We start from the raw sequence: 24103 nt of genomic DNA, 5'->3' as shown, positions 1-24103 counted from the left end.
AGAAAGACCGAAGAAGAGTCTTGGTGGGCTGACACCTTCAGCCTATGCCGAGCAACTGGTGGTAAAACACGATAAAGTTACTTCTGACTCTAAACCCGGCTGCTACTGAAGATGGGGTGACGTCGCATCCATAAAGTTACCCCAGAGCCGTGGGCGGCACGTAAACGCCATTTTTATAGCGATTCGGGATGATGCGGAGGGTTGAATAGGGCTTTTTAGCGGCAGGCAGCTTATGCAATCTGCGGCCAACCGTGACAGCCTCCAGACATGCATAAGCCGATTGCTGCGTCTATTCAGATCACATGATGAAACGATTATGTTTGAGTTTTGACTCATGGGCTAGTGGGTGGGCTTTCCAAACCTGTTTCATTTCATATAAGCCCCACCTGAACAGAATAGGCTGGTAAAGCGCTTCTTCTGCTCCTTACAGGAGGAGGGTATTTGAATGCTTCAGTTCAAGATGTTGGGTCAGGCCAGTACTTTCATTGGCCGCTGGGTCCGGTACTACAACGAAGAGCGCTCACATTATTCATTGAGCCATATGGTACCCAGAGCACGCACAGCATTAGCCTCGTAGGGTGTCCAGAAAACTGGGGATCGCTTCACGCTGGATCTCCTACTACTGCCGCGCGTTCCACAGTGATACAACCATTCTATTAATCAATAGTTTTTAGTTTACGAACAGAACCTTACTGCAGAGCACTGTGCTTAGTTTTAAGTTTGAAGATGCCATCAGCAGAATGATAGAGATGCACTCTTCACGCTATTATTCCTTGGCAGCAAAAGCTGAGCACAAGCCACCAGACAATTACAGAGTAGATGCTTAGCGCGTATATAATCTAGAAACATAGCGCAAAGCAATCTCTAATAAAAAATTAGCACTTAAATGGCTACAATAGCTTTGAAAATCATCTGATTTATCGCTATTTGCCAAATCGGACACACCTTTAACGCACAAATATTTAGGTAAACTCACAATACTGGCCGAAGCAGCAAAATACACTCCATAACATTCCATATCGACTCCCGCAGCTTTTCTATGTTGAGCTTTAAACTTTTCTTGAAAAACCAAGCTCTCAACTACAGCGCTTCCAGAAACCATTGGAGCCAACTTTACAGCAGGAACATTAGCTGGCTTTTTTTCATTTATATCTTTATATATATCAATTACTTTACCACTTAACTCTCTAGCCAAAGAAACTAACTCTGAAGAGGCTTCTTTATGCTCTGGCGCGGGTTGAAACTCACCACTTTCTAACCACTTCCCAGACTGCCAATCCCAACTTCTGTCCGCTACTACTAAATCACCAATTTTAAGACCTTTATCTATACCACCACAAATACCTGGCATAAGTACTAATCGTGGTTTAAAAACTCCAACTAAATAGCTAGTGAGAGAAGAGGAAGAAACCAAACCCATCTGGGGACAATATGCACAAACTAATTTTATTTCAGCTTCATCTTGATTTATGACACCCTTCCAAAAGAAGCTGCCATTTCCTAAATCTGTTTGTTCTTCCCATTTTACAGGCAAACTAAGAACAGCTTCCAACTCAGGATCTCGTAAAGCCGTAATAAAGCATATATCGAAATCGTAAGAATTTCTAGCAAGGTCAGCCGAAAATATTCCAGAGATTAATCTTGTAAGTGACGACCGCCACTCTTCCTTAGCAGGTGAAACATGAATTATTTGAGTTGTAAGGCGTCTAAACTCGCTGTCGTATTGTTTTAGAGCATCAGAGTCAGCAGTAGTGCCAACAATTGTTCTAGGGGAAGGAAGATCCTCATCTTCAACAATTTGCTTAAGCAATTCTAAGCCAACCGAAGCGCTTGGATTTTCACCATTCCTACTTGGTAAAATCAAGTCAAGTAGCATTAACTCATAGCCATTTGCAGTTAATTTTTTTCTAGCCTCTGCTGCTGTACTAGCAACATCAATACGATTATTCTCCACACCACAACTATTTAAGCATGATTTAATAGACTTTGCTTTAGAGTCTAAATCATCAACAATCAACACTTTAATCATTTCTCATCTCCACCTGCTGCTTTTATAAGATTGTCAATCACTTCATCTAAATCATTTTTCCAGTCACCATTACTCCCAGAATAATAAATCACATCATATAAGAACCCTGAAAACTCCTCTAACAAATCATTCCTTAAATCATCTAAACTCTTAAACCTCATTCCTGGGCCTGAAAACTCTTTATATTGTGTTATAACGATAGGATAAGTTTCAGGAGACTCACTTTCTAAAAATCGTAGCACCTCTGTCCCACCAAAATTTTGTGGTTGCCCTCCCCCTTCCTTATCCTTAAGAATATCATAAGTTGGAATTGACATATCGATAATCGCAATCCAATATTTCTCACCGCCAACTTTCTTAATGGCTGTAGATAAAGATTCGGCAGTATCAATTGACAGGCCTATATTCTTTTCATTTAAATAGCTTGATATTGCTTTTCGTTTAGGAATGTCATCTTCAACTAATAGCAATCTAGCATTACTGAAAGTAGAGATCATAGCCTTCTCCTCTTCGGTATAGAGGTATAGATATAGTTAAACTGAATCTTCTATCATTAGTCACATCAACATAAAATTGTTTTTTTGAATCCGGCTGTTTGGACTTACTTACAAGCCTTGCCAATTTATGCATTCCAGAACCACCTTCTCCGCCTATTAGATTGAGACTAGGTCCGTCATTAGTAATAACTTCAATTTTTTCAAGAATACCTTTCTCAGTAAGTGAATGATAGCGACCTTCGGATAGCGGATTACTTACTTGTATAGTTAATACAGTAGCATCCTCATTAACATCAAAAGTAGCTTCTATATCGTAATCTTGAGAACTTAGACCCGAATGTTTCCAAGCGTTTTCAAAAATCACATATAAACAATCAGCAATTGTAGTCAGACCTTGAACTGTTAACTTAAGATTCAATGCGTCACTGCTAAATTTTTTAAGACTAGCGTTAAACAACCTATAAACATTTTGAGTAGATTTTAAAGCAATATCAATTGCCTCACTTAGTGTGAATAGCCTTTTTTCCAAAATTTCGTCTGCTAAAAACCAACTGGCTACAACATCACACTGAGCCTGAGTATTTGTAGAAACTTCACGCAACAAACTAATCAATGAAGAATGACTATTATCTTTAACATCAAGCTCTTCAACTAAAGAATCAAATTCGTTTTGTATATAAGACTTGATGTCATTTGAAAATACAGAATTAAGCTTTTTGAGAGGTGAATCTAAAGCACTCCAGAAAACTTCAAAACATTGTTCAATAAACATCTGCAGAGTGCTATCCTTTGCAAGGCCTGGAAACAACTGAGATGCAATGACCTTATTTACCACAATATCTATAATACCATTAGGGAATTCAGAGCTCTTAACTCTCACAAGATTTGAATTATACCATTCAACTTCTTTTTCTATGTTCTTAACCACTTTATTAAAAGTTCTATAAAGGCTTGGATCATGCGAAATTATAGACTGAGGAGCAGCATGGCTATCATTAAATTCATGGCTACCAATTAGCCTAGCCTCCTCCATTGGTCCCATTATTGTCCCTTTCAAGGAGCCATGCCTTATTCTAGAACTGAGGTAAGTATCAAGTCCATCTTCAGGATCGGATAAAAATTTTTCCAACAATCTCTCTACAATACTAACCAAAAGCACATTGCTCTCATTTTTCTTTTTATTTAAGCCTGATATAAATTTCTCGGTATTTTCATCATTCAGATAATTATATAATGCTTCCTCAAAACTTTCAGTATCGGTGTTAGCATATTCTTTTTGCCATCTCGAAAAATCATGAGCCAACTCTCTTTCAGCCCATCTTGCTATTGCACTTTCATTAACAAACACCCGAGATTCATTAATATAGCTTAACCCTAACCAAAGTTTTTCTGTAACAGTTAATTGCTTAATTTCTTCAGCATAACTTTTAGAGTTATCGCTATCGACGGTAAATAAAATTTGAAGAGCTTTGATTCTTACTCTTCTGACTTCATGAGAAGATTCAAGATCAGCTAACGATAAATTGCGCTCTATAAAAACTTCCTTAAAATAATATTTTAATTTTTCTTTACCTTTTTGATTTTCCCTATTCCACATTAATTCAAATGAATTTAAGATATCGCCTTTGAAAAGTTTCCTACATGCCATACGGCAAATATATAAAGTATTGCTATTATTGTCTTGTAAGTAAGCACAATGAGACAGGATGGCTACATCTATGTAGTTACTTTCATTAAAACTCTTCCATTTCTCGTTTTCGAATATGCAGCTTACTAAAAGCCTCCCTAACGACTCCTTACAAGCAACTTCTGAAACAGCAAAACTTAATGCGCTTTCTAAGTCACCGCTTTCTTTTAAAATTAGAAGCTTTAGGTTTTTACTGTCTTTTCCCCCACCTTTTTCCACCTTGCAAAGGTAGCTATACACTTCCCAAACATAAGTGAAACTTTTATTTTGAAGTAAAACAATTCCTAACCATATAGCTAATGAAGGTGATATCTGAACTTCACCCAACACTTTAGAACTTTTATTTTCAATTAATTCTAAAATTCCTCTCGACAACTCTGAAAATTCATTCTCAGAGCTAGATAAGTCTTGAAGTAATTGAATAGCGCAAGTCTCACTAAGTGCAGCAACATATTCTATTGAAAAGCCTTTGCTAAAAGCCACTAACCATTTTAATGATTTATTTCTGGATACCAACCCTTCGTTAGACCGAGATACCAAAGCTAATATATTTTGCCCTAGATTAATAACCTTCATGTTTATTGCATAAAAAAGCGCCGCATTGAGCCCATCTTCAATGTCTTCTTTCTTTTCTTCAATATCATTTATAGCAACACTTAGCTCTTTAGATATTTTATCGCAGCACTTAGCACCTTGATCCAGAACTAGATTATACGCAAATGATGACTTATCAATACTCAAATTTTTAATGCAACCTTTTTCTAAGAAAATAAGCTGATTAATCCTTGAGTCTTTAAATCCTTCAACATGGAGCCTACTTAATGCTTCTAATGCAACAATTTTAACCTCCTGAGAGAACTCCTCAATTAAGGCCGTCGAACAAGTATCAATAAGGGTCTCATAGCAATCATATATGGAATTATTTAGATCGTAGCTTAAACTATCGGCAAGACCAATCTCTAAATCATCAACTTGAGTTATTGCTCTATAAGATAAATAATTTTGTGCTTTTCCACTTAAGCCAATATGAGAAAAAGCTGCTCTCCATTTTGCATAAAAGGCATCTACTGAGTAATCTCTATTATTTCTATCAAGTAGCAGCTTAGCTAATAAAGATGCAATTCTTGGATTCTTATCTTCAACTAAACTCTCAGAGTATTCTCTTAATTTTTCAAATCCATGCTTTTCCCCAACTAAAAAAACATGATTTCTGCTTTCCAAACACTCCATCCGTTTTTTTGAATAAAGCTTTCAACTTCTATTATTGCTTTATCAAACTCACCATCTAAAATATAACTTTCTACATCTTTTGAAAAAGTTAAGAAAGAATTAATCTCGTCAACAAACCTCAACAGCCACTCAGTGCAGAAGGCAATTTCTTTAGATAAACTAACTTTATCTACTCCTGGAAACCAAAGTAATTCATCAAATCTTTTTTTTCCAGGTAAAGAAAAAAAAGCATATGACTTTGGCGAACTTATTCTGTATGTTGATATAAGAGAATGATACCTACTAGGTGGACTTCTTCTCTTCTGTACACCAAGTTCTTGAAATGCCTTGTAGGGATTATTGCTCCTATCAGAGTTACGAAAAGCGGTTCTTATCTTAGATTCAACACTGTTTTTTCCCATAAAAATCCTGATGATATTTTTTATTAAGATAATCATATCCATCTAATAGAAAAAAACCCAGCTAAGCTGGGCTTTTTTTCAGTTCAAAAACCAACTCACTCCCACTCAATCATCAATTAGGGCTATAACCCATTGAAGGAAAACAGTTTACAAAGTGTTGATTTGGGACGTTACCGTCGCTTTTACCGTCAGAATCACAGACTCTTGATTTCCGCAGATGATGCAGTGATTTTTCCAGCGGCAGTGTTTTCCGCACCATCATCAACCAAAAAGTATAGTACCAGAAGCGCAGCAGCATCATCCATATGCCCAAGGAATACGATGAGCTGAGGGACGAGAGACATTATAGGTATGCCAGGTTAAAAAATGGCCGACGTCAAGCCTTTTGTGCAAATCGCGTGAGGTTTCAAACCTTATACGGGCAATAGGTTAGCTCTGTCTCGTGCCGCTTGCAGGGGATGCGGCGTTGTGGTCTGGGAGCCACATAGGAGCCTTGAGAAGGCAAGCCGGACGCGCTGTAGAGGCGCTGCTGCCAAGGGATGACGAGCTTGTTTTCTCATTATGACTCATTCCTTCGCGCTCTATCCAGAACGAAGAAGGCACAGCACTGCAAGCAAGGACGGATGTGTGCTCCTTCCAGACATTCATCAAGCTTGCAGCATACTACACTGCGCCCCTTCGAACCGGTCATTCAGCGCTTGTAGCAATAGTCGATGACTTCGTTGAACCCCACCTCTTCACGCGCCAGCCTCTCCTCCAATTCGTTAAGTTGTGCAACGCTGGGTAATTCATCAGTTCCCGATATTTCAACCGAGAAGCCGGCTTTGTAACCTTTTCCAACCCTCGAGAGCTCACCGTTGAGTTGATTCAAAATGTCGTCTCTTAGCAAGAGTTGGTTTCGCCGGAAGCGAATCAGTCGGTGACAATCGAAGAAGTCTGAGCATTTTGACGAGTCATATTTTCTACCCTTCCAGCCTGTACTGCGCGTAGCACGATACAAGGCGCGCTCTTGCGTATCATTCCACACACGGAAATCGAAGTGGTTGGTCGGATTCGGGTTCTCGTGGGTGGCCGGAGGGTGGAAATTGGCTATCCCAAATTGGTTTTTGTCAAGGACTGCCAAAGTTTTGTTCTGTGCGGATAGCATGCGCTTAATTGATTTAGATATATCGAAGCGCATTAGCTTGGCTGTATCCAAGATACGTATTTCTCTGGGAAGTTCCTCGTCACCTCGATCCCAGTGCCTTTCCGTGCGTTTTGGCACCCACTGAATATGCGTACCAAAGAGGCGTACAACGCCGTCTGAGCTGAGCGAGGCTACGTGGACTTTTTCCTGCTCTGTATCATCGTGAAGGAAATAGTACGCTCTTCCGAACCAAATTAGAGACTGAGCTATTTCCTCCACCAATTTACGTATTGTTTCGTCAACCGAATGCGGTGCATATCTCGTCTTAACGTTGCCAAGTAGTTTTTGAATAAGTTCGCCGTCATTCGATATTATCTCGAATAGATTACCGTTTCGGCGGTTCATCGAGCGGAACAGTCTAGCAAAATCCTCATTAAACATCCGGCGATTGAAGTCTGGCTTCTGGCTTTCGCGCCTGACGAAGAGGCTATCAACTAACCCAATTTGCTCATCGAAAAAATGATGCTGGTGCGAAGGCTTGGCCCTAAAAATCTTCATGCTCTGCCTCTTCGTCCCCTTCACGTAACCGGCGAGCAAGGGTGGAGATGTGATGGTCAACCTCGAAGTCAATTGACTCGAGCTGCGGCACAACCTGTTTTGCAAAAAACAGATGAGACGCATCGGAATGCGACCCCAGGAACTCCCTCACGATCTTTCTTGGATGCAGCCTCCCCCGCGTCATACCCACTTGGTCCCCAAAACCATCGTGTCTCGCGAGCTGTTCGAACGATATTTTCCAGTTAATCCGGATTAGACCACGCGGAGACGCGCTCATGCTAAAACTGTACGGATTTGAAAGGAGCACCATCCGTTTAAAGTATTGTTGCTTGTCGGTTGCGAGATCAATCCAAGCATCGAATTTTGAAAGCGCGCCCTCAAACAATTTCTCATTGTCGAAATAGACTCCATAAAGGATCGCAAAGCCTAAGACTGACGCCAGGTCATTAATCACCGTTGAAATGAGATGGAGTCGGAACTCGTCGTTTATATCGAGTGATGGGTCTGCGAACTTCGAATCCGCCGCGAGAAAGGCAAGGGACAAGAACATCGGGAGAACCTTGTTCAGCTTACCTTCGTCATTTTTTTCAAGCGCGCTTATGCACGCTTCGGCCAGTTCGAAGTAAATCTGGCCAAAGTGATCCGGCAAGTCATCATTGTGCTTCTTCTCGAATATATGTCTGACCAATTCTTCCCTGCCAAGCATGGCAATTGCATCATCTCGCGCAGAAGCAAGCTGCTTGGACATCTCGCCGGTATTGATCTTAAGCAGTGCGTACTGATCTTCGGAGTAATGTTCATACTCACGATATCTCTCCAAGAGTTGAGCGAGCTCGGTAAACCAGCCCGGCAACTTCCAATGGCTATGCAAGCTCGCTAGGACCACCTGCGTGGCGGCCTCTGACATATTCAATTTTGCTAATGAGGACACGAAATCTGGAACAGTGCTTTGGTAGAAGTCGCATACATCAGGAAGGACTTTTGAGTAATGCTGCAACAGCTTTTTGACCGCCAACTGTTGGACGTATTTTTGCTTGGATAAGCGTTGCCCCTCAATCTCTTTCTCAAACTCAATACGTTCGACGATGAAGTCCAACTCCACTTGCAGAAAGGCAGGTAGACGACGCAGGGACTTCTTGCTCCACTCGTCCGCCTCAAAGAACTGTTTTAGCTCTTTCTCAAAAGTCATCATTCGGCGTAGAGTTTCTAAGCAGAGATTACTTCCCAGTGCAGCCCATGTGTCTGCAATGCCCATCTTTATCTTAGCTACTTTGTCATCCGCGGTGGCATCTGGTGCCTCGAAAGCCTGTTCGATAATTTCTTTGAACCTCATGAGCTCTTGCATGCCAACGTCGAACTGAAACTGCTGTGCATAAGCTGATATACGGATCGAGAAGCGAGCGATGAGCTTCAACGCGAGATTGAAGTCACCGACTTGAAATGCTAATTCAACGTGACCTGCCAATCTTTCAACGATCTCACTTTCAAGCCATTGGTGATCGGGCTTCTCCTCAATCAGCATTTGTTGGCTGCTACTCTGTAACGCCGTAGACGTCGCGGTGTCTCCAGCAAAAAACCATTGCTTATGCTTGTGTCGCCTCGGGAACCAATAGCTTTGCTGATCGATTGTGTGTTTCTTTTGAAGGTAATGTAAGAGCAAAGCGGCAAAGTCATCGCTCAGTGCAGGAAGATTGTCTTCCAACCTCTCCTTATCCGCCTTGATCCGGTCATCAATATAGGAGAGTTGTCCAAGAGCCTGTCGCGCCGCTTTCGAGTGATGGTTGGCTAAAGAAATCGAATTCCGAGGGTTTGCTGCGCCTTCGATGTGGCGAGCTATGCTGGGGAGTATCTCGCTGTGAACCAGCAGATTGAGGTCAAAGAAATTGAACAGCCTTTGGCCCAACGGGAACAATGCCAAAGCGCTCAACAGAGTCAAAGTCGTACCGACAGCATAAACGAACAGACCGGGTTCGAATCCAAGCAAAGGCAAGGCCGTTGCCGCTAGACAGAACATCGCTGCAAGTACCAAAACCCGAGAATACACACTGCCCACCTGCTCGTTGGTGAGCATTTGGATGATATCCCGGCGAAGTCTAGTGTAACCAGCGCTCAGTATAATGCCAATTGTAGCGAAGTAGATCGAAAATATTGCGGTGAGCAGTTGGGCGTAAAGTCTGAGCTGCTCGATATTAAACTCTTTGTCGTTTGCACCAAGTGGAGAGAGCCAAGACAGGTTGCTTCTGACATAACTCTCAGCGAGAATGAGGGCTGTCAAGCCAAAAACAACCCAAAACAAGCTTTTCGCCCCGATCCATGTGAAGGAGCCAAAAATGCGGGCGTTTGCCTTTATTTTAGTGGCTGTGGCGCTCCTCTTGTACGCGCTGCGCTCGAAGACGAAACCAGTCTTTCCTAGCCATGTTCGGAACATCCAAAACCATGCCTTGGAACTCACCCAAACTTTCAGCCGATCAATCAAAATGAGCTCACTCTCAATTTTTATTACTCACATATAGTTGGGTCCGGTTCCAACTGAGAGATTGTGAAACCACGATCGCATTGTGAGTGTTGCAGAATCTTCAGTCGTTCGGAAGCCATTTTTCTTCAAACCTTCAAGCGACGGCACGACTTCTGAATGATCGCTTAAGACTTTCTCGGATGCTGCACTGCGTCCTCAGCGAACGCCCGCCATGGCTATAACGGACATTATAAAGTTTCGTTTGAGTTTTTGTTACTTTTTGCCCTAGTTCAGCCTCCTTCGGAATCCCCGATCCCCCGCCATGAACGCTTCCAGCATGTGCGGGATCAGCGTCACCGCATCGACAGGCTCGCCGTAGGTCTGTGCATGCAGCGCCGCGTAGCGGTCAAGGTCAGCTTTCAGGCCGGCCGGGCAAGCGAAGGTCAGTTTGATGACCTCGGTCTTGGGCAGCGGCCCCAGCCGCAGCTTGCGTGTCGTGTTCATTGCGAAACTCCTCGGTTGAAAATCACCGGCTGGTAGGGCCGCAGCACCAGATCCCGATTGACGATGATGCGCACCGGCAAGCCGGGCCGGCTGGTCAGCGTGGGCTGGATGTTGAGATTGCGGCGCGTCACTTCCTGGCCGACCTGATTCACCGTGTCTTGCAGGCTGTCGCGGCCGGCGATGATGATCCGGTCGCCATCCTGGCGGTTCTCCGGGGCGGCCAGTTCGGCGCCGACGCCCAGCAGCGTCGTCAATACGGCGCCGGCGAAGATGCGATCCCAATGCCAATCGACACCATCCTCCAGGCCGGCATACCCGGCCGGGTCGGTGCCGACGAGGTTGTCCAGCGTCAGCGAGGACGTGTCCGGCAGGATCACCCGGTTCCACACCACCTGCACGCGGGTCTGCCCGTAGCTGACCTGGCTGTTGTAGCGGCCCAGGATGCGTGACCCCTGCGGAATCAGCAGGTGTTGGCCGGTGGCCGTGTCATAGATCGGCTCTGTCACCGTGGCGATCACGTCGCCCGGCAAGTCCGATTTGATGCCCGTCACCAGCGCCCCGGCGATCACCGTGCCGGCCATGACCTGATACGGCGAACCGGGCAGTTGCAGGTTCCCGGAATTGCGGGTTTCCGTAGAACCGGATTGCAGGAACGCCTCTTTCTGATCTTGCCGATTCTGAGCGGTGGTCGGGTCGGTCGGCTGCGCCGCCGTCGAGGCCGGGCCGGCGGCAAGCGGGTCGAAGGCCGCCAGGGTGTTGCCCATGCTGGGGACTCCCGGTGTCGCCTGCGCCACTGCCGCGGTGGTCTGGCCTTGGCCCGTACTGAAGAACACCGACGAAGCCGCCGCTGCTTCGGCCTCCTGGCGCAAGGCTTCGCGTTCGGCTGCCTTGGCATCATGGCCCGGTGGCGCATAGCTGGCCACTGCCGGCTGCTGTGAATGGACGATGGCCGGCCCGAGATCGCCCGGCAGGGGTGGCCCCAGTTCCGGCACGTCGGGCGGCGGTGGCGGCAACATGGAATAGTCCGTGGGGAGTCGCTCCAGCCCTTCGGAGCGCGACACGCGATCGACGTTGTATAGCTCGGACGGATCGTTGCCGCTGCGGGGCTTCGATGGCTGCAAGGACCAGAGGGTGGCGCCCAACACCGCGATGGAGAGCCCGCCAACGAGCGCGGCCAGGGTACGCCGGTTCAGCCGTGTGACCGGGCGCGGCTGGGCGCGCAACGCCACCGTTTCGGGCGCCACCTTGTCGGCCTGCGGCGTGACAATATCCGGGGTGTCGTCCTGGCTCATGGTCAGTTCCTCCGCGTCACGCCGTCGGTGCGCTCGATGCGCACCACGTCGCCCCTGTCACCGCCGAGGCGCAGTTCGGCCGCGCCGAACAGCCGATCGACGATGTAGTACGGCGAGCGGAAGCGGTAGTTCACCAGTTGCCCGTCGCCCTCTGCCCCGATCACGAACAGCGGCGGCAGCTCGCCTTGGGCGATGCCGGCCGGGAACTGGATATAGACCTTCTCGCCATCGTCGAAGGCGCGCAGCGGCTTCCAGGGCGGATTACTGCCGCTGATCGCATAACGGAAGCGCAGGTTCTCCAGCGACAGCCCTGTATCGACCGGCGCGACGACGCTGGCCGCCTGCGCCTGGCGCTGCAAGGCCAGCATCCGGTCGCGCGGGTAGTCCCAGGACACCGACGCCATCCAGGCGCGTTCGGTCGAAGTCAGTTCCAGCAAGTACGTGCGGCGGCTGGTGGTGATGACCAGATTGGTTTTCAGGCCGGAGCGGATCGGCTTGACCAGCACATTGACGCGCAGCTCGTCGCCGCTGCCGCTGGACGTGTCGCCGACGATCCAGCGCACGGTATCGCCGGCCGCCACCGCCACCAGATCCTCGCCCGGCTGGAGCGAAATCATCGTCACGCGCTCGACTGCCGCATAGACCTGATAGAGCGCGCCGTCGCTGTAGGGCCAGACCTGAATCGCATTGACGTAGCCCTCGCGCGTGGGCGCAACCCGCGCCTCGGCATTGGCGCGGGAGACGCGCACGGTTTCGTCAGCCGGCTCGGGGGCGGGCTTGGCTTCCTCGGTGTCCGGCAACGGCTTCAACTGTCCGGGCAACGGCAGTGGTTCGGGGATGGCGACGACTTCCACCGGCGCGGGCGGTTCGGGCAACGGCTGGGCCTGTACCGGCTCATCGAGCGAAATCGTCGGTGGCGGCTTGCCCTGTGTGGCGCAGCCCGCCAGGGCCAGCAGCATCAACGGTACAGCGTAAGAGCGGAAAGACGGATTCATGGCCGGGCTCCTTCGGAATCGAGTTCGCGGCTCCACGACAGGCCATTGACGTAGATGCCCAGTGGGTTGCTGCGCAGCCGTTCTTCGGTGCGCGGGGTTTGCAGCACGATGGACACAACGGCCGTCCATCGCTCCAGCCCGGCGGCCGCGCCATTGACGTAGCGGCGTTCCGTCCAGCGCACGTTGAAGGACGTGTCGCTGGCGCGCACGACGCTGGTGATCTGCACCGTCACCGACTCGCGACCGATGCGGGCGAACGGGTCGTTGGTGCGGGCGTAGTCGTTGAGCACCGCCGCACCGCGATCGGTGGTGTAGTCGTAGGCATCGAGCCAGTTCTGTCGCACCACGATCGGGTCGATGGACAGCGAGCGCACCATCGTGATGAAGCGGGCGACGTGGTGTGCCTGCTGCGCGTCGTCGGGCCGGTAGCGCGTGGCGGCTTCGCCGACCGCGCGTACCTGGCCGGCCTGATCGACCTCGACGACATAGGGCGTGACGATGGACTGCGCCGAACGCCACACCAGGCCAGCGGCCATCAGCAGGGCCAGCACCAGGCAGCCGAACGCCATCAGGCGCCAGTTCTTCGCCTGCACACGGGCCGAGCCGATGCGCTCGTCCCACACCTGGGCGGCGGATTGGTAAGGGGTCGCAGGCTGCGGTGTGTCGGCATAGCGCACCTGCGGTCGTTTGAATCGCATGGCTTGTCCTCCTTATGAATCTGAATCCCGCAGGCTCGGGGCGCTGCCCGATCCACCGCTATCGCCACTGCGCAGCGTGTGCGCGGTCGTCGTGGCGGCTTGGGTGATCTGTTGGCGGCGATGCAGGCGCTTGGCCCATGCGGGCTGCTGTTGTGGCGACGACGCGGTGGCCGGGTCGGAAGTGGTAGCACCGCCCTCCGATCCGCCTTTGGCCGCAGGGCCGTTCCAGCCAGCGCCGAAAGGCGCCGCCATGCGCTGCCCAACGGTGGAAGCACGGGAAGCCGTGCCTCGTCCGGCGGCTTGCGCGCCGGTCTTGGCGACGTTGCCCAGGCCCGCCGCCGCTCCCTTGAGGCCGCCGCCGGCTGCGGACGAACCTGCCTGGAACGCCGACCGGGCACCACTGGCCGCGGAAGTCGCGGTACGCGCGCCGCTGCCGGCCAGCTTCGCGGCAGCCGGGGCCATACGTGCCCCGGCTGCCACCGCCCCGCCCACGCCAGTCGCGGCAGCGCCGACGGCAACGGCGGTTCCGGCAGCGCCGATAGCGCCGATAGCGGCGCCGGCCATCGCCCCGGCACCCAACTGCGGCCCGCCGGAAATCAGACCCGTGGCGATGCCCGGCCCGAAGATGCCCAGCGCCAGCAAGGCGAGCGAGGCCAGCATGATGACCAGCGCGTGGTCGATGGACGGCTCGGCGGGATGCACCTGAAATTCGGCGAACAGCCCGGTGCCGATACCGACGATCACCGCCAGCACCAGTACCTTGACGCCCGAGGACACCACATTGCCCAGCACCTTCTCGGCCAGGAAGCTGGTCTTGTTCCACAGCGCGAACGGCACCAGTACGAAGCCCGCCAGCGTGGTCAGCTTGAACTCGATCAGCGTGATGAAGAGCTGGATCGCCAGCACGAAGAACGTGACGATCACCACCAGCCAGGCCAGGAACATCACCATGATGGGCGTCACGTTCACGAACACTTCCGGGAAGCCCGACAGATCGCTGACCTGCTCCAGAATCGGCATGCCCGCGTCGATGCCGGTCTTGGCCAGCCGCCCTGGTTGCAGAAACTCGTCCATGCTCAGGGTCGAGCCGGTGGCCGTCAGGCCCAGGCCGGTGAAGGAGCGGAAGACGATGCCGGCCAGCCAATTGAAGTTGTTGATGATGTAGGCGAAGGCCCCGACGTAGAGCACCTTGCGCAGCAACTTGGCGATCACGTCATCGCCCTGGCCGGTGGCGTGGTTCATGGCCCAATACAGCCCGGCAATGGTCATGTCGATGACGATCAGCGTGGCGGTCAGGAACGCCACTTCGCCTTGCAGCAGTCCGAAGCCCGAGTCGATATAGGTGGAAAAGGTGTTGAGGAAGCGGTCGATAACGGTGACGTCGTTCATGGCACGTCCTCCGTCGCGGCGTTCGCCGTCTCGTCGCCCTCATCGTCGTGCGTATCGAAGCTCGGCGGAATCGGCGGCAGTTCGGTCAGAGCGCCGTACTCATCCGGCCCGGTCTGGCCGGCGAAGAAACGGCGCCGGAAGGCTTCGGCGGCGGCCAGGCAAGCGTCCTCGTCCACCGCCTGCCGGTCTTGCGCGCACTGCGCACGCAGCGCCTTGAGCCGCGCGGGATCGGCGGCCAAGGCATCGGCCAGATCGTCGGCAGGCTGCTGGCCGCAGGCGGTCAGCAGCACGGCCAGCAGATACAGCGGCAAGGCGGGAACGCATCGCATGGCCGTCTCCCGTCAGTTGCCGTAGAAATCCACGCGCTGCGGCGTGTAGGGCGTGCCGTCGCCCAGGAAGCGGCGCGTCACCTCGCGGCCGCGCTCGATGGCGGCAGCCTGCCGCGCCAGTTCCAGCGCAGCGGCCCGTTCCTGCGTGATCTGGAGTTGCTGCGCCTGGATCGACTGCTTGGCCTGCAAGGCCAGAAGCTGGTTGGTCGCCTGCATGGCCTGCAAGGCGCCTTGCGCCGACTGGCTCTGGCTCACCAGATCGGCCAGTGCGCTTTCGTCTTCGCGCAGGTTCTGTGATACCTGCGCCTGCATCCGCATCGCGGTGTGCAGACCGTCGAGCGTGTGTTTCCAGCGTTCCTGCGCATCCTGGTACATCTGATCACCGCTGACGGTCGCGGCGTACTGCTCGGGATACAGCCGTGCGAACTCGCGGTCGAGGTTCTGCACGTCATAGGCCAGCCCCTGCGCCTCGGCGATCAGCCGTTCGGTGGTCGCCAGGGTCGAGCGCAGGCGATTGACGATGTTGAAATCCAGCGTCGCCAGATTGCGCGCCTGGTTCATCAGCATCTGCGCTTCGTTCTGAAGCTGGTTGATCTGGTTGTTGATCTGTTGGAGCGTTCGAACGGCCGTCAGCGTGTTCTGCACGAGGTTCGTGGGATCGACCACGACCCATTGCGCCTGAACGGTGGAAACGGTGCAGAGCATGGCCGCGATGGCGGCGGCGAGAAGGCGCTTCTTCATGGCAGGTTCTCCGGTGGTGGGGAAAGGAAGGGATCGCTCGCTGGTGAGAAGCCGGGAAACGCGGGCAGCAGGTCAGCCGCCCAGTCGAGGCCGCGGTGGCGCAGCCAGGCACCGGCAAAGCCCGGCACGCCGGCGTTCAGCAGCACACGGTCGATGTCGCGCTGGTCCTGTGGTGTGGAGGCGCCGGCAAAGGCGAGCGTTGCCGGCCCCAGGTCAAGGTCGAACAGGCGATTGCCCAGGCGCGACTGGTAGTAGTAGTCGCGCTTGGGTTCGGCGGTGGCGACGATCTCGACCTGCCGGGCGTTCAGCCCGAAGCCTTCGTAGATCGTGCGAATCTGTGGCTCGGTCGCCTGTGGATTCGGCAGGAAGATGCGGCTGGCGCAGCTTTCGATGATGGCGGGGGCGATGCTCGAATCCTTGATGTCGGCCAGCGACTGCGTGGCGAAGATGACGCTGACGTTCTTCTTGCGCAGCGTCTTGAGCCACTGGCGGATGCGCGCGGCGAATACCGGATCGTCCAGAAACAGCCAGGACTCGTCGAGAATCAACAGCGTCGGTGCGCCGTCGAAGCGTTCATCGAAACGCGCGAACAGGTAGCCCAGCACGGCCAGCACCGCCGCCTTGCTGTGCATCAGCTCCTCCATCTCGAAGCCCTGCACGTCGGCGCCGCCGAGCCGGTCATGATCGGCATCTAACAGCTTGCCGTGGGCGCCGCCCAGTACATAAGGCGCCAGCGCCTGGCGCAGCGCATTCGATTGCAGCAGCACGGAAAGCCCGGTCATCGTGCGCTGTTCGATCGGCGCACCGGCGAGACTGCCCAGCGCCGACCAGAGCGTGGCCTTCTCGTCGGGGCCAACCGTCACGCCTTCGTGCAGTAGCCGACCTTCCACCCATTCCGCCGCCCAGGTGCGGTAGCCCTCGGTGTCGATGCGGGCCAGCGGCTGGAAGGCGATCTCGCCATCGTTGCCCAGGTCGTAATGCTCGCCGCCCAGGCCGAGGATGGTGGCGCGCATGGAGCGGCCCATGTCGAAGGCGAAGATGCGTGAACCGGCGTAGCGGCGGAACTGCATCGCCAGCGTGGCCAGCAGCACGGACTTGCCCATGCCAGTCGGTCCCACGACCAGGGTATGGCCTACGTCGCCGATGTGCGTCACCAGCCGGAACGGCGTCGCGCCATCGGTGCGGGTGACGATCAGCGGCGGGCCATCGAGATGCCGGTTTTTCTCCGGCCCGGCCCACACCGCTGATACCGGCATCATGTGCGCCAGGTTCAGCGTCGAGACGATGGGCTGGCGCACGTTGGCGTAGGCGTTGCCGGGAACGGACGACAGCCACGCATCCACGGCGTTGAGCGTTTCGGGGATGGTGACAAAGCCCCGGCCCTGGATGACACGCTCCACTAAGCGCTGCTTCTCGTCGGCCAGGGCCGGGTCGGCATCGAGTACCGTCACCGTGGCGGTGAGGTAGCCGAACGCGACCTGATCGCTGCCCAGCTCCTGCAAAGCGGCATCGGCGTCCGCCGCCTTGTTGCTGGCGTCGGTATCCACCAGCGGACTTTCCTGCTGGAAAATGGTTTCGCGCAGCAGCGCCACCACGTTCTTGCGCTTGGCGAACCACTGGCGACGCAGGCGGCCCAGCTCCTTTTCCGCCTCGGCCTTGTCCATGCACAGAAAGCGCGTGCTCCAGCGATAGGCAAAGCCCAGCCGGTTGAGGTCGTCCAGCAGACCGGGCCAGGTCGAGGTCGGAAAACTCCGCACCGACACCACGCGCAGGTGTTGATCGTCCAGCACGGGCGCGAGGCCACCGATCAACGCGACATCGGCCAGCAGCGCGTCCAGATAGAACGGCACGTCCGGCACGCCGATGCGGTAATGCCGCGTCGAGATGGTCGAGTGCAGGTAGGTCAGCGTCTGGCTGTCATCCAGCCAGGCGATTTCCGGCATCACGCCATCGAGCAGGTCGAACACGCGATCGGTTTCCGCCACGAAGGCATCCAGCCGTCCCTGCCAATCCACTCCCTCGCCGGGCGCGTTCTCGTAGAGCACCTTGGCCGCGCGGGCGCGGGATTCCTCCGGCGGCAGGAAAACCAACGTCAGGTAATAGCCACTCTCGAAGTGCTGACTCGCTTCCTCGAACGCGGCGCGGCGCTCCTCATCCACCAGCCAGGACAGTGCCTCGGGAAAGTCGGCCGGCGGATAATCCGCCGCTGGCTGGCGTTGGGCCTCGATGAATAGTGCCCAGCCCGAACCCAGCCGGCGCAGCGCGTTGTTGAGCCGTGCCGTGGTGGCGATCATTTCGCCCTGCGTGGCGCTGTCCAGGTCCGGCCCACGAAAACGTGCCGTCCTCTGGAACGAACCATCCTTGTTGAGCACCACGCCCGGCGCGATCAACCCGGCCCAAGGCAACCAGTCGGCCAGCAGCGCGGGACGCTGGCGGTATTCGGCAAGGTTCAGCATCGCGGCATCCCCCTACACGTCCAGCAGCGGTTTGTGCTTGATGTGCCGGGCGAAGACCTGCATGAACTGCGGGTCGAGGCGCGCGCCCCAGACCGCCAGCGAATGGCCGACGATCCACAGCACCAGGCCCGGAATCCACAGTTGCAGGCCCAGCCCGACGGCTGCGGCCAGGGTGCCGTTGGCGATGGCGACCGTGCGCGGCGCGCCGCCCAGCAGGATCGGCTCGGTCAGCGAGCGATGCAGTGGAATCTCGAAGCCAGGTGCAAAGCCCGGCGTTGCTTCGTTGGCGGCGCTCATACGACGGCCCCGCCGGAGAAGCTGAAGAACGACAGGAAGAACGAGGACGCGGCGAAGGCGATGCTCAGTCCGAACACGATCTGGATCAGCTTGCGGAAGCCCCCGGACGTGTCGCCAAAGGCCAGCGCCAGGCCCGTGGCGATGATGATGATCACCGCGACGATGCGCGCCACCGGCCCCTGGATGGATTCAAGGATAGCTTGCAGCGGCCCTTCCCAGGGCATGGAGGAACCGGCCGCGTGCGCCGTGCCGGCCATCAGCAGGAACACGAGCGCCAGCAGCAGCCCCTGTTGCGCCGGCTCGGCCAGGCGGCGCAGGCGGGCAAGACGGAAAGGCGGATTGTCAGAAACGCGCAAAGCATGAGGAGGCGTCATGGCAGTTCTCCAGCGTGATCAGGGGGCAGGTAGGAAGTCGGCGACAGCTCGGGAAACGGCGTTTCCAGCGCGTCCGCCAGTTGGTAGCCCGTGGCGTCGAAGCCGACGACACGGGTGATGCTTTCGACGTGGCGATTGCGGCCACGCCCGGCGATGCGCACCACGACGTTGATGGCGTTGGCGATCAACGCACGCGGCGCGTTCGCGGCGACTTCGAGAATCAATTGCTCCAGGCGCAGCAGTGAGCCTTGCGCGGAACCGGCATGGATGGTGGCGATGCCGCCCGGATGGTCGGTGCCCCACAGCTTGACGAGATCCAGTGCCTCGCCGCCGCGCACCTCGCCGACCACCACGCGGTCGGGGCGCAGCCGCATCGTGGCCCGCGCCAAATCCCGCATGGAGGCCACGTTGCTGTGCGTGCGCAGCGGCACATGGTCGCGGGCCACGCATTGCAGCTCCACCGTGTCTTCGAGCACCAGAATGCGGTCGCCCGTGGTGGCGATTTCGGCCAGCAGCGCATTGGCCAGCGTCGTCTTGCCGGTGCTGGTGCCGCCGGCGATCAGGATGTTCTGGCGCTCGCGTGTGGCGCGGCGCAGGAACTCGGCCTGCGCCGTGGTCAGGATGCCGTCGGCCACATAGCGATCCAGGCTGATGACGTTGATGGCGCGCTTGCGCAGCGCGAACGCCGGTCCCGGCGCCACCGGCGGCAGGACGCCCTCGAAACGCTCGCCCGTCTCGGGTAGCTCGGCGGACAGCAGTGGCTGGCCGCGATGCACTTCCGCGCCGACGTGAGCGGCCACCAGCCGGATGATGCGTTCGCCATCGGCCTCGGACAGTTCCACGCCCAACGGGGCGCGGCCGGACGACAGGCGATCCACCCACAACGTCCGGTCGGGGTTGAGCATGATTTCCACCACGTCCGGGTCTTCCAGCGCGGCGGCGATTACCGGTCCCATGGCCGTGCGCAGCATCTGGATACGGCGATCCAGGGTGGACGTTTGTGGAACGGCGCTCATGAGGCACGCTCCCGCGCCTCGGCCAGTGCCGCCGCGTCCTCCATGCGCACCCCGAACTCATGCTCCTGGGGGTGCAATTCCTCCACCACGTCACGCACCAGGCTGCGGCCGCGCAGCAGGTGGCGGCCGAGTTGTTCGACGAACTGCTCGAAACGCGCCTTGCCCTGGGCGCGGGCAGCGTCCTGATGCGCTTCGGGCACCGGCGTGCTCACCGTCAGGAAGTAGCGCACGAACAGCGCCAGCGTCTCGATCTCGATGTTCTGATCGCGCTCCAGCTTCTCGAACTGGCGCGACAGGCGATCGAGGCGCTTGGCGATGGCGGCCTCGCGCTGATCGGCCGCGTCCGGTGACAGCCAGGACGCCAGCGCTGCCGCGACGATGCTGGATTTCGAGACGCCTTTCTTGGCGGCCAGCTCGTCCAGGCGCTTGGCGTGCTCGGGGTGGATAAAGAGGTTCAGGCGGTATCGACTCATAGCTGGATTCCGTCATCGGGATTGAGGGAAGCCAGCCGTGCGACGCGCTGCATGGCAGGGTCGAGCTGGCCGGGAAGAACCGGCGGCAGGTCGTCGTCATCGAGCAGCGACAAGTCGCTGGCCGGGTGTTCCGGCTCAGGGCTGTAGGCGACGGTCGCGGACAATTCGGGCTGGCGGCGCGGACCGCCGTCATCCGTGCCGCCCAGGCCATCGGCGGATGCCGCAGCCGATGTGGCGGGCACAGCCGGAATCGCCAGCCCGCTCCAGTCGTCAGGGCGGGCCGGCGGCACATCGGCGTAGCGTCCGCGTCCGGCCGCGAGCACGGGCACCGGCAGCACGCGCTGCTTGAAATTGGCGTCAAGGTAGTAGCGCAGCTTCTTCGCCTTGATAGGCGCCACACTGGACACCATCACCACGGCTTCATCGGGCGGAAGCTGCATCACTTCGCCGGGCGTCAGCAGTGGCCGCGCCGTTTCCTGGCGCGACACCATCAGGTGCCCGAGCCAGGGCGCGAGCCGATGGCCGGCGTAGTTGCGCTGCGCGCGCAGTTCGGTGGCCGTGCCCAGCGTCTCGGAGATGCGCTTGGCGGTGCGCTCGTCGTTGGTGGCGAACGTCACCCGCACATGGCAGTTGTCCAGAATCGAATGGTTCTGGCCGTAGGCTTTGTCGATCTGATTGAGGGACTGCGCGATCAGGAAGCTGCGGATGCCGTAGCCGGCCATGAAGGCCAAAGCCGTTTCGAAGAAGTCGAGCCGCCCCAGCGCTGGAAACTCATCGAGCATCAGCAACAGCTTGTGGCGGCGCTCGATGCCGTCGGAGCCGTCGAGCGATTCCGTGAGCCGTCGTCCGATCTGGTTGAGGATCAGCCGGATCAGCGGCTTGGTGCGGCTGATGTCCGAAGGCGGCACCACCAGGTACAGGGATACCGGATGCTCGGCCGCGATCAGATCAGCGATGCGCCAGTCGCAGCGTGACGTGACTTCCGCCACCGTGGGGTCGCGGTACAAGCCAAGGAAGGACATGGCGGTGGAAAGCACACCCGAACGCTCGTTATCCGCCTTGTTGAGCACTTCACGCGCTGCGGAGGCGACGACGGGATGCGGTGCATCGCCCAGGTGCTTCGTCGTCATCATCCGGTGCAGGGTCAGCTCGAACGGGCACGCCGGGTCGGACAGGAAGTTGGCGACGCCGCGCAGCGTCTTGTCCTCGCCGGCGTAGAGCACATGCAGGATGGCGCCGACCAGCAGCGCATGGCTGGTCTTCTCCCAGTGATTGCGCCGTTCCAGCGCGCCTTCGGGATCGACCAGAATGTCGGCGATGTTCTGCACGTCGCGCACTTCATGGGCGCCGCGCCGCACTTCCAGCAGCGGGTTGTAGCCAGCCGACTGCGCATCGGTCGGGTTGAACAGCAGGCAATGGCTGAACCGTGAGCGCCAGCCGGCGGTGATCTGCCAGTTCTCGCCCTTGATGTCGTGGATGACAGCCGATGCGGGCCAGCTCAACAAGGTGGGTACCACCAGGCCGACGCCCTTGCCCGAGCGCGTGGGCGCGAAGGCCAGGACGTGCTCCGGGCCTTCGTGGCGCAGGTACTGCCGCTCATGCTGGCCGAGAAAGACGCCGACGGGCTGGGTCAGTCCAGCCTTGTGGATGTCACCGGTATCGGCCCAGCGGGCCGAACCGTAAGTCGTGACTCTGCGCGCCTGGCGTGAGCGCCAGATGGACATGCCGATGGCGGCCAGCACGGCGATGAGACCGCTGCCGCCCGCGATGGCGCCGCCGATGTCGAAGACCTCCGGCGCATAGGCGCCGAAGAAGAACCACCACTCGAACAGTTTCCAGGGGTGATAGACCGGGGCGCCAAAGAAGTCGAACCAGGGCGAGCCAAGGCGTAGCTGATAGCCCAGGGCGGCGGCTGTCCATTGTGTGGCGCTCCACACACCGGCGATCACGATGCCGAATACGACGGCGATCTGCCCGAACAGCACGTTCGTCCCTTGCATGACTTGGCCTCCGACTTTTCCTGCGCTGATTCCCCATGAAAAAGCGGCACTTGGATGTGGCTGTCATGGGAGGATCGGTGCCGGGCCAGTGCCGGTCAAAGACCGTTATCGGAACCAAGGTGATGCAAAAAACATCGTTTCAGGCGGGGGCGAACACGACAAAAACGCCGCCAGCGCGGGCGCGCTGCGGCGTGTCAGCAAAGAAGAGCGGAATTTTTTGCGAGTGGCCGACGAATCAGAACGACGGTGGCGTCTCCGGCGGCGTATAGGGCACGTTGCCGTCACCGAAGAAGCGCCGGTTCGTCGCCTCGGCCACGCGGTTGCACAGCACATCGCCCAGCCGTGGCCGGTCGGTCTTGCACTGCTCGCGCAGCTCCCTCAATCGCTCGGGATCGGCGGCCAGTTCCTCCACGGTCGGCACGTCGGCTTGGCTGGTTTCCTGCCTCGGTGCCTCCGATTGGCCGCAGGCGGCCAGCGACGCGACCAGCAGTAACGGGATCATCTGTTTCATGGCTCGATTTCCTCCTGATCAGATTCGGTCGGCGGCGCGGGTCTGACACCCTCGGGCAATTCGATGGCTTGCACCCGCTCGATAAAACGGGCCAGGACTTCCGATGTCTCCGATTCCCGATGCAGCAGATACGTCGTCAGCATCGGCGAACGTCCCGCCAGTGGCCGGGCCACCACACCGGATTCGCGGCTGGAAACGATATGCGGCGCGCCAGCCAGGCCGAGGGCGAAGCCCGCCGACACCAATGCCATCATCAGGTCGCAGGAGGCCACGCGCTCGGCAATCATGGGTTCCTGTTCCGCTCGCCGTAACACCCGCTCGACCTGGCGGGCATGACCTTCGCAGACCTGTGGGTCGCACAGCACCAGCGGATAGCGCAGCACTTCATCCAGCGGGATGCGTTTGTGCTTGAGCAATGGGTGCCGTGCGGGAACAGCAACCATGAGCGGATCGCTCCAGATCGGCTCGACAGCGATACCGTCGCCTACCTCGTCTGACTGGGCGAATCCCACATCGTACAGATCGTCGTGCAGTCCTTTGATCTGCTGTGACAGTGGCACCTCGAACAGACGTATCTCGATCTCGGGTTCTTCCTGCCGGCACAGCGCCAGCAAGACCGGCAGGCGCGAAGGCGTGATGCCATCGGACAACGCGATACGCAACTGGCCGTGGAAGCCGTTGGCTGCCGCCTTCACGCTGTCGCGGGCCTGCTCCAGTGCGGTGAAGATTCGTGGGACGTGTTCCAGAAACAACTTGCCCGCCCGCGTCAGTCGCGTGCTGCGGCTGGTGCGGACAAACAACTGCTCGCCCAGATCTTCTTCCAGCTCCTTGATCGTGCGCGACAGTGGCGACTGCTCGATGTGCAAGCGCTCAGCCGCCCGTGCGAAGTGGAGTTCTTCGGCTACGGCCAAGAAGCAACGCAGGTGCCTCAACTCCATGAGGGCGACTCCTACGTCTTTTCGACGTGTGCGGTTGGGCGCCCGGTAGTACGCGATGCACTAATCGCGCTAGACGCCATGATCCTTCACCACCACAGCGAACAACT

Annotated in this window: 23 protein-coding genes; 1 reads left to right on the top strand and 22 read right to left on the bottom strand. The window is 55.9% G+C overall.

All coding sequences use genetic code 11. The features are described from left to right. The first annotated feature begins 445 nt into the window (after nt 1–445). The gene (locus tag HP566_RS21865) at nt 446–577 is read left to right on the top strand and encodes an integrase core domain-containing protein (protein ID WP_425348188.1); all 132 of its coding nucleotides are present in this window, start codon (nt 446–448) and stop codon (nt 575–577) included. A 246-nt stretch (nt 578–823) separates the two neighbouring features. On the opposite strand, the gene HP566_RS11460 is transcribed toward HP566_RS21865, so the two are convergent. The 22 genes from HP566_RS11460 to HP566_RS11355 form a co-directional block, all read right to left on the bottom strand. Beyond that, a complete protein-coding gene (locus HP566_RS11460; protein WP_249977394.1) occupies nt 824–2029 on the bottom strand; it encodes a response regulator in 1206 nt (401 codons plus the stop codon). After that, a complete protein-coding gene (locus HP566_RS11455) occupies nt 2026–2526 on the bottom strand; it encodes a hypothetical protein (RefSeq protein WP_249977393.1) in 501 nt (166 codons plus the stop codon). The genes HP566_RS11460 and HP566_RS11455 overlap by 4 nt, the downstream gene beginning before the upstream one ends. Beyond that, nucleotides 2507–5434, bottom strand: coding sequence for a hypothetical protein (locus tag HP566_RS11450; RefSeq protein ID WP_249977392.1), 2928 nt, complete (start codon nt 5432–5434; stop codon nt 2507–2509). Before HP566_RS11450 ends, HP566_RS11455 begins: the two co-directional genes overlap by 20 nt. Further along, nucleotides 5407–5886: a hypothetical protein gene (locus HP566_RS11445; protein WP_249977391.1), complete on the bottom strand. Its 480-nt coding sequence runs from the start codon at nt 5884–5886 to the stop codon at nt 5407–5409. Before HP566_RS11445 ends, HP566_RS11450 begins: the two co-directional genes overlap by 28 nt. A gap of 152 nt (nt 5887–6038) precedes the next feature. Continuing rightward, nucleotides 6039–6188: a hypothetical protein gene (locus tag HP566_RS11440; protein WP_249977390.1), complete on the bottom strand. Its 150-nt coding sequence runs from the start codon at nt 6186–6188 to the stop codon at nt 6039–6041. A gap of 347 nt (nt 6189–6535) precedes the next feature. Beyond that, a complete protein-coding gene (locus tag HP566_RS11435; protein ID WP_249977389.1) occupies nt 6536–7528 on the bottom strand; it encodes a hypothetical protein in 993 nt (330 codons plus the stop codon). Then, nucleotides 7515–10004, bottom strand: coding sequence for a hypothetical protein (locus tag HP566_RS11430; protein WP_249977388.1), 2490 nt, complete (start codon nt 10002–10004; stop codon nt 7515–7517). The genes HP566_RS11435 and HP566_RS11430 overlap by 14 nt, the downstream gene beginning before the upstream one ends. Nucleotides 10005–10268: 264 nt before the next feature. Then, nucleotides 10269–10487, bottom strand: a complete 219-nt coding sequence (locus tag HP566_RS11425) for a DUF2274 domain-containing protein (RefSeq protein WP_249977387.1) — start codon at nt 10485–10487, stop codon at nt 10269–10271. Continuing rightward, nucleotides 10484–11779 (bottom strand): TrbI/VirB10 family protein, encoded by a 1296-nt coding sequence (locus HP566_RS11420; RefSeq protein WP_249977386.1) that lies wholly within the window; start codon nt 11777–11779, stop codon nt 10484–10486. The genes HP566_RS11425 and HP566_RS11420 overlap by 4 nt, the downstream gene beginning before the upstream one ends. Nucleotides 11780–11781: 2 nt before the next feature. Beyond that, nucleotides 11782–12774 carry a P-type conjugative transfer protein TrbG gene (gene trbG, locus HP566_RS11415; RefSeq protein ID WP_249977385.1) on the bottom strand — a complete coding sequence of 331 codons (993 nt, stop codon included), beginning with the start codon at nt 12772–12774 and terminating at the stop codon, nt 11782–11784. Then, nucleotides 12771–13472: a conjugal transfer protein TrbF gene (gene trbF / locus HP566_RS11410; RefSeq protein WP_249977384.1), complete on the bottom strand. Its 702-nt coding sequence runs from the start codon at nt 13470–13472 to the stop codon at nt 12771–12773. The genes trbG and trbF overlap by 4 nt, the downstream gene beginning before the upstream one ends. Nucleotides 13473–13484: 12 nt before the next feature. Continuing rightward, nucleotides 13485–14861: a P-type conjugative transfer protein TrbL gene (gene trbL / locus HP566_RS11405; RefSeq protein WP_249977383.1), complete on the bottom strand. Its 1377-nt coding sequence runs from the start codon at nt 14859–14861 to the stop codon at nt 13485–13487. Next, complete coding sequence (locus tag HP566_RS11400) at nt 14858–15190, bottom strand: hypothetical protein (RefSeq protein ID WP_249977382.1); 333 nt, start codon at nt 15188–15190, stop codon at nt 14858–14860. The genes trbL and HP566_RS11400 overlap by 4 nt, the downstream gene beginning before the upstream one ends. A gap of 12 nt (nt 15191–15202) precedes the next feature. Further along, complete coding sequence (gene trbJ / locus HP566_RS11395; RefSeq protein WP_249977381.1) at nt 15203–15931, bottom strand: P-type conjugative transfer protein TrbJ; 729 nt, start codon at nt 15929–15931, stop codon at nt 15203–15205. Then, a complete protein-coding gene (trbE, locus tag HP566_RS11390) occupies nt 15928–18387 on the bottom strand; it encodes a conjugal transfer protein TrbE (RefSeq protein ID WP_249977380.1) in 2460 nt (819 codons plus the stop codon). The genes trbJ and trbE overlap by 4 nt, the downstream gene beginning before the upstream one ends. Before the next feature lie 12 nt (nt 18388–18399). After that, a complete protein-coding gene (locus tag HP566_RS11385; protein ID WP_162078913.1) occupies nt 18400–18684 on the bottom strand; it encodes a VirB3 family type IV secretion system protein in 285 nt (94 codons plus the stop codon). Continuing rightward, a complete protein-coding gene (locus tag HP566_RS11380; RefSeq protein WP_249977379.1) occupies nt 18681–19058 on the bottom strand; it encodes a TrbC/VirB2 family protein in 378 nt (125 codons plus the stop codon). Before HP566_RS11380 ends, HP566_RS11385 begins: the two co-directional genes overlap by 4 nt. Next, complete coding sequence (gene trbB / locus HP566_RS11375; protein WP_249977378.1) at nt 19055–20074, bottom strand: P-type conjugative transfer ATPase TrbB; 1020 nt, start codon at nt 20072–20074, stop codon at nt 19055–19057. The genes HP566_RS11380 and trbB overlap by 4 nt, the downstream gene beginning before the upstream one ends. Beyond that, a complete protein-coding gene (locus HP566_RS11370; protein WP_249977377.1) occupies nt 20071–20547 on the bottom strand; it encodes a CopG family transcriptional regulator in 477 nt (158 codons plus the stop codon). Before HP566_RS11370 ends, trbB begins: the two co-directional genes overlap by 4 nt. Beyond that, nucleotides 20544–22547, bottom strand: a complete 2004-nt coding sequence (locus HP566_RS11365; protein WP_249977376.1) for a conjugal transfer protein TraG — start codon at nt 22545–22547, stop codon at nt 20544–20546. Before HP566_RS11365 ends, HP566_RS11370 begins: the two co-directional genes overlap by 4 nt. A gap of 235 nt (nt 22548–22782) precedes the next feature. Beyond that, on the bottom strand, nt 22783–23058 hold the full coding sequence (locus HP566_RS11360) for an EexN family lipoprotein (protein WP_249977375.1): 276 nt from the start codon (nt 23056–23058) through the stop codon (nt 22783–22785). Beyond that, nucleotides 23055–23996, bottom strand: coding sequence for a LysR family transcriptional regulator (locus tag HP566_RS11355; RefSeq protein WP_249977374.1), 942 nt, complete (start codon nt 23994–23996; stop codon nt 23055–23057). Before HP566_RS11355 ends, HP566_RS11360 begins: the two co-directional genes overlap by 4 nt. Between the last annotated feature and the right edge of the window lie 107 nt (nt 23997–24103).

This window comes from Vreelandella olivaria, from assembly GCF_023507745.1.
Taxonomy (GTDB): Bacteria; Pseudomonadota; Gammaproteobacteria; order Pseudomonadales; family Halomonadaceae; genus Vreelandella; species Vreelandella olivaria_A.
Note: the sequence above shows the minus strand (reverse complement) of the source record. Positions and strands in the feature narration are given on the sequence as shown.

Excerpts from the sequence above, each read along its gene's own strand:
- HP566_RS21865 (WP_425348188.1), top strand. The coding sequence starts at position 446 with ATGCTTCAGTTCAAGATGTTGGGTCAGGCCAGTACTTTCATTGGCCGC.
- HP566_RS11460 (WP_249977394.1), bottom strand. The coding sequence starts at position 2,029 with ATGATTAAAGTGTTGATTGTTGATGATTTAGACTCTAAAGCAAAGTCT.
- HP566_RS11455 (WP_249977393.1), bottom strand. The coding sequence starts at position 2,526 with ATGATCTCTACTTTCAGTAATGCTAGATTGCTATTAGTTGAAGATGAC.
- HP566_RS11445 (WP_249977391.1), bottom strand. The coding sequence starts at position 5,886 with ATGGATATGATTATCTTAATAAAAAATATCATCAGGATTTTTATGGGA.
- HP566_RS11440 (WP_249977390.1), bottom strand. The coding sequence starts at position 6,188 with ATGTCTCTCGTCCCTCAGCTCATCGTATTCCTTGGGCATATGGATGAT.
- HP566_RS11435 (WP_249977389.1), bottom strand. The coding sequence starts at position 7,528 with ATGAAGATTTTTAGGGCCAAGCCTTCGCACCAGCATCATTTTTTCGAT.
- HP566_RS11425 (WP_249977387.1), bottom strand. The coding sequence starts at position 10,487 with ATGAACACGACACGCAAGCTGCGGCTGGGGCCGCTGCCCAAGACCGAG.
- HP566_RS11420 (WP_249977386.1), bottom strand. The coding sequence starts at position 11,779 with ATGAGCCAGGACGACACCCCGGATATTGTCACGCCGCAGGCCGACAAG.
- trbG (WP_249977385.1), bottom strand. The coding sequence starts at position 12,774 with ATGAATCCGTCTTTCCGCTCTTACGCTGTACCGTTGATGCTGCTGGCC.
- trbF (WP_249977384.1), bottom strand. The coding sequence starts at position 13,472 with ATGCGATTCAAACGACCGCAGGTGCGCTATGCCGACACACCGCAGCCT.
- trbL (WP_249977383.1), bottom strand. The coding sequence starts at position 14,861 with ATGAACGACGTCACCGTTATCGACCGCTTCCTCAACACCTTTTCCACC.
- HP566_RS11400 (WP_249977382.1), bottom strand. The coding sequence starts at position 15,190 with ATGCGATGCGTTCCCGCCTTGCCGCTGTATCTGCTGGCCGTGCTGCTG.
- trbJ (WP_249977381.1), bottom strand. The coding sequence starts at position 15,931 with ATGAAGAAGCGCCTTCTCGCCGCCGCCATCGCGGCCATGCTCTGCACC.
- trbE (WP_249977380.1), bottom strand. The coding sequence starts at position 18,387 with ATGCTGAACCTTGCCGAATACCGCCAGCGTCCCGCGCTGCTGGCCGAC.
- HP566_RS11385 (WP_162078913.1), bottom strand. The coding sequence starts at position 18,684 with ATGAGCGCCGCCAACGAAGCAACGCCGGGCTTTGCACCTGGCTTCGAG.
- HP566_RS11380 (WP_249977379.1), bottom strand. The coding sequence starts at position 19,058 with ATGACGCCTCCTCATGCTTTGCGCGTTTCTGACAATCCGCCTTTCCGT.
- trbB (WP_249977378.1), bottom strand. The coding sequence starts at position 20,074 with ATGAGCGCCGTTCCACAAACGTCCACCCTGGATCGCCGTATCCAGATG.
- HP566_RS11370 (WP_249977377.1), bottom strand. The coding sequence starts at position 20,547 with ATGAGTCGATACCGCCTGAACCTCTTTATCCACCCCGAGCACGCCAAG.
- HP566_RS11365 (WP_249977376.1), bottom strand. The coding sequence starts at position 22,547 with ATGCAAGGGACGAACGTGCTGTTCGGGCAGATCGCCGTCGTATTCGGC.
- HP566_RS11360 (WP_249977375.1), bottom strand. The coding sequence starts at position 23,058 with ATGAAACAGATGATCCCGTTACTGCTGGTCGCGTCGCTGGCCGCCTGC.
- HP566_RS11355 (WP_249977374.1), bottom strand. The coding sequence starts at position 23,996 with ATGGAGTTGAGGCACCTGCGTTGCTTCTTGGCCGTAGCCGAAGAACTC.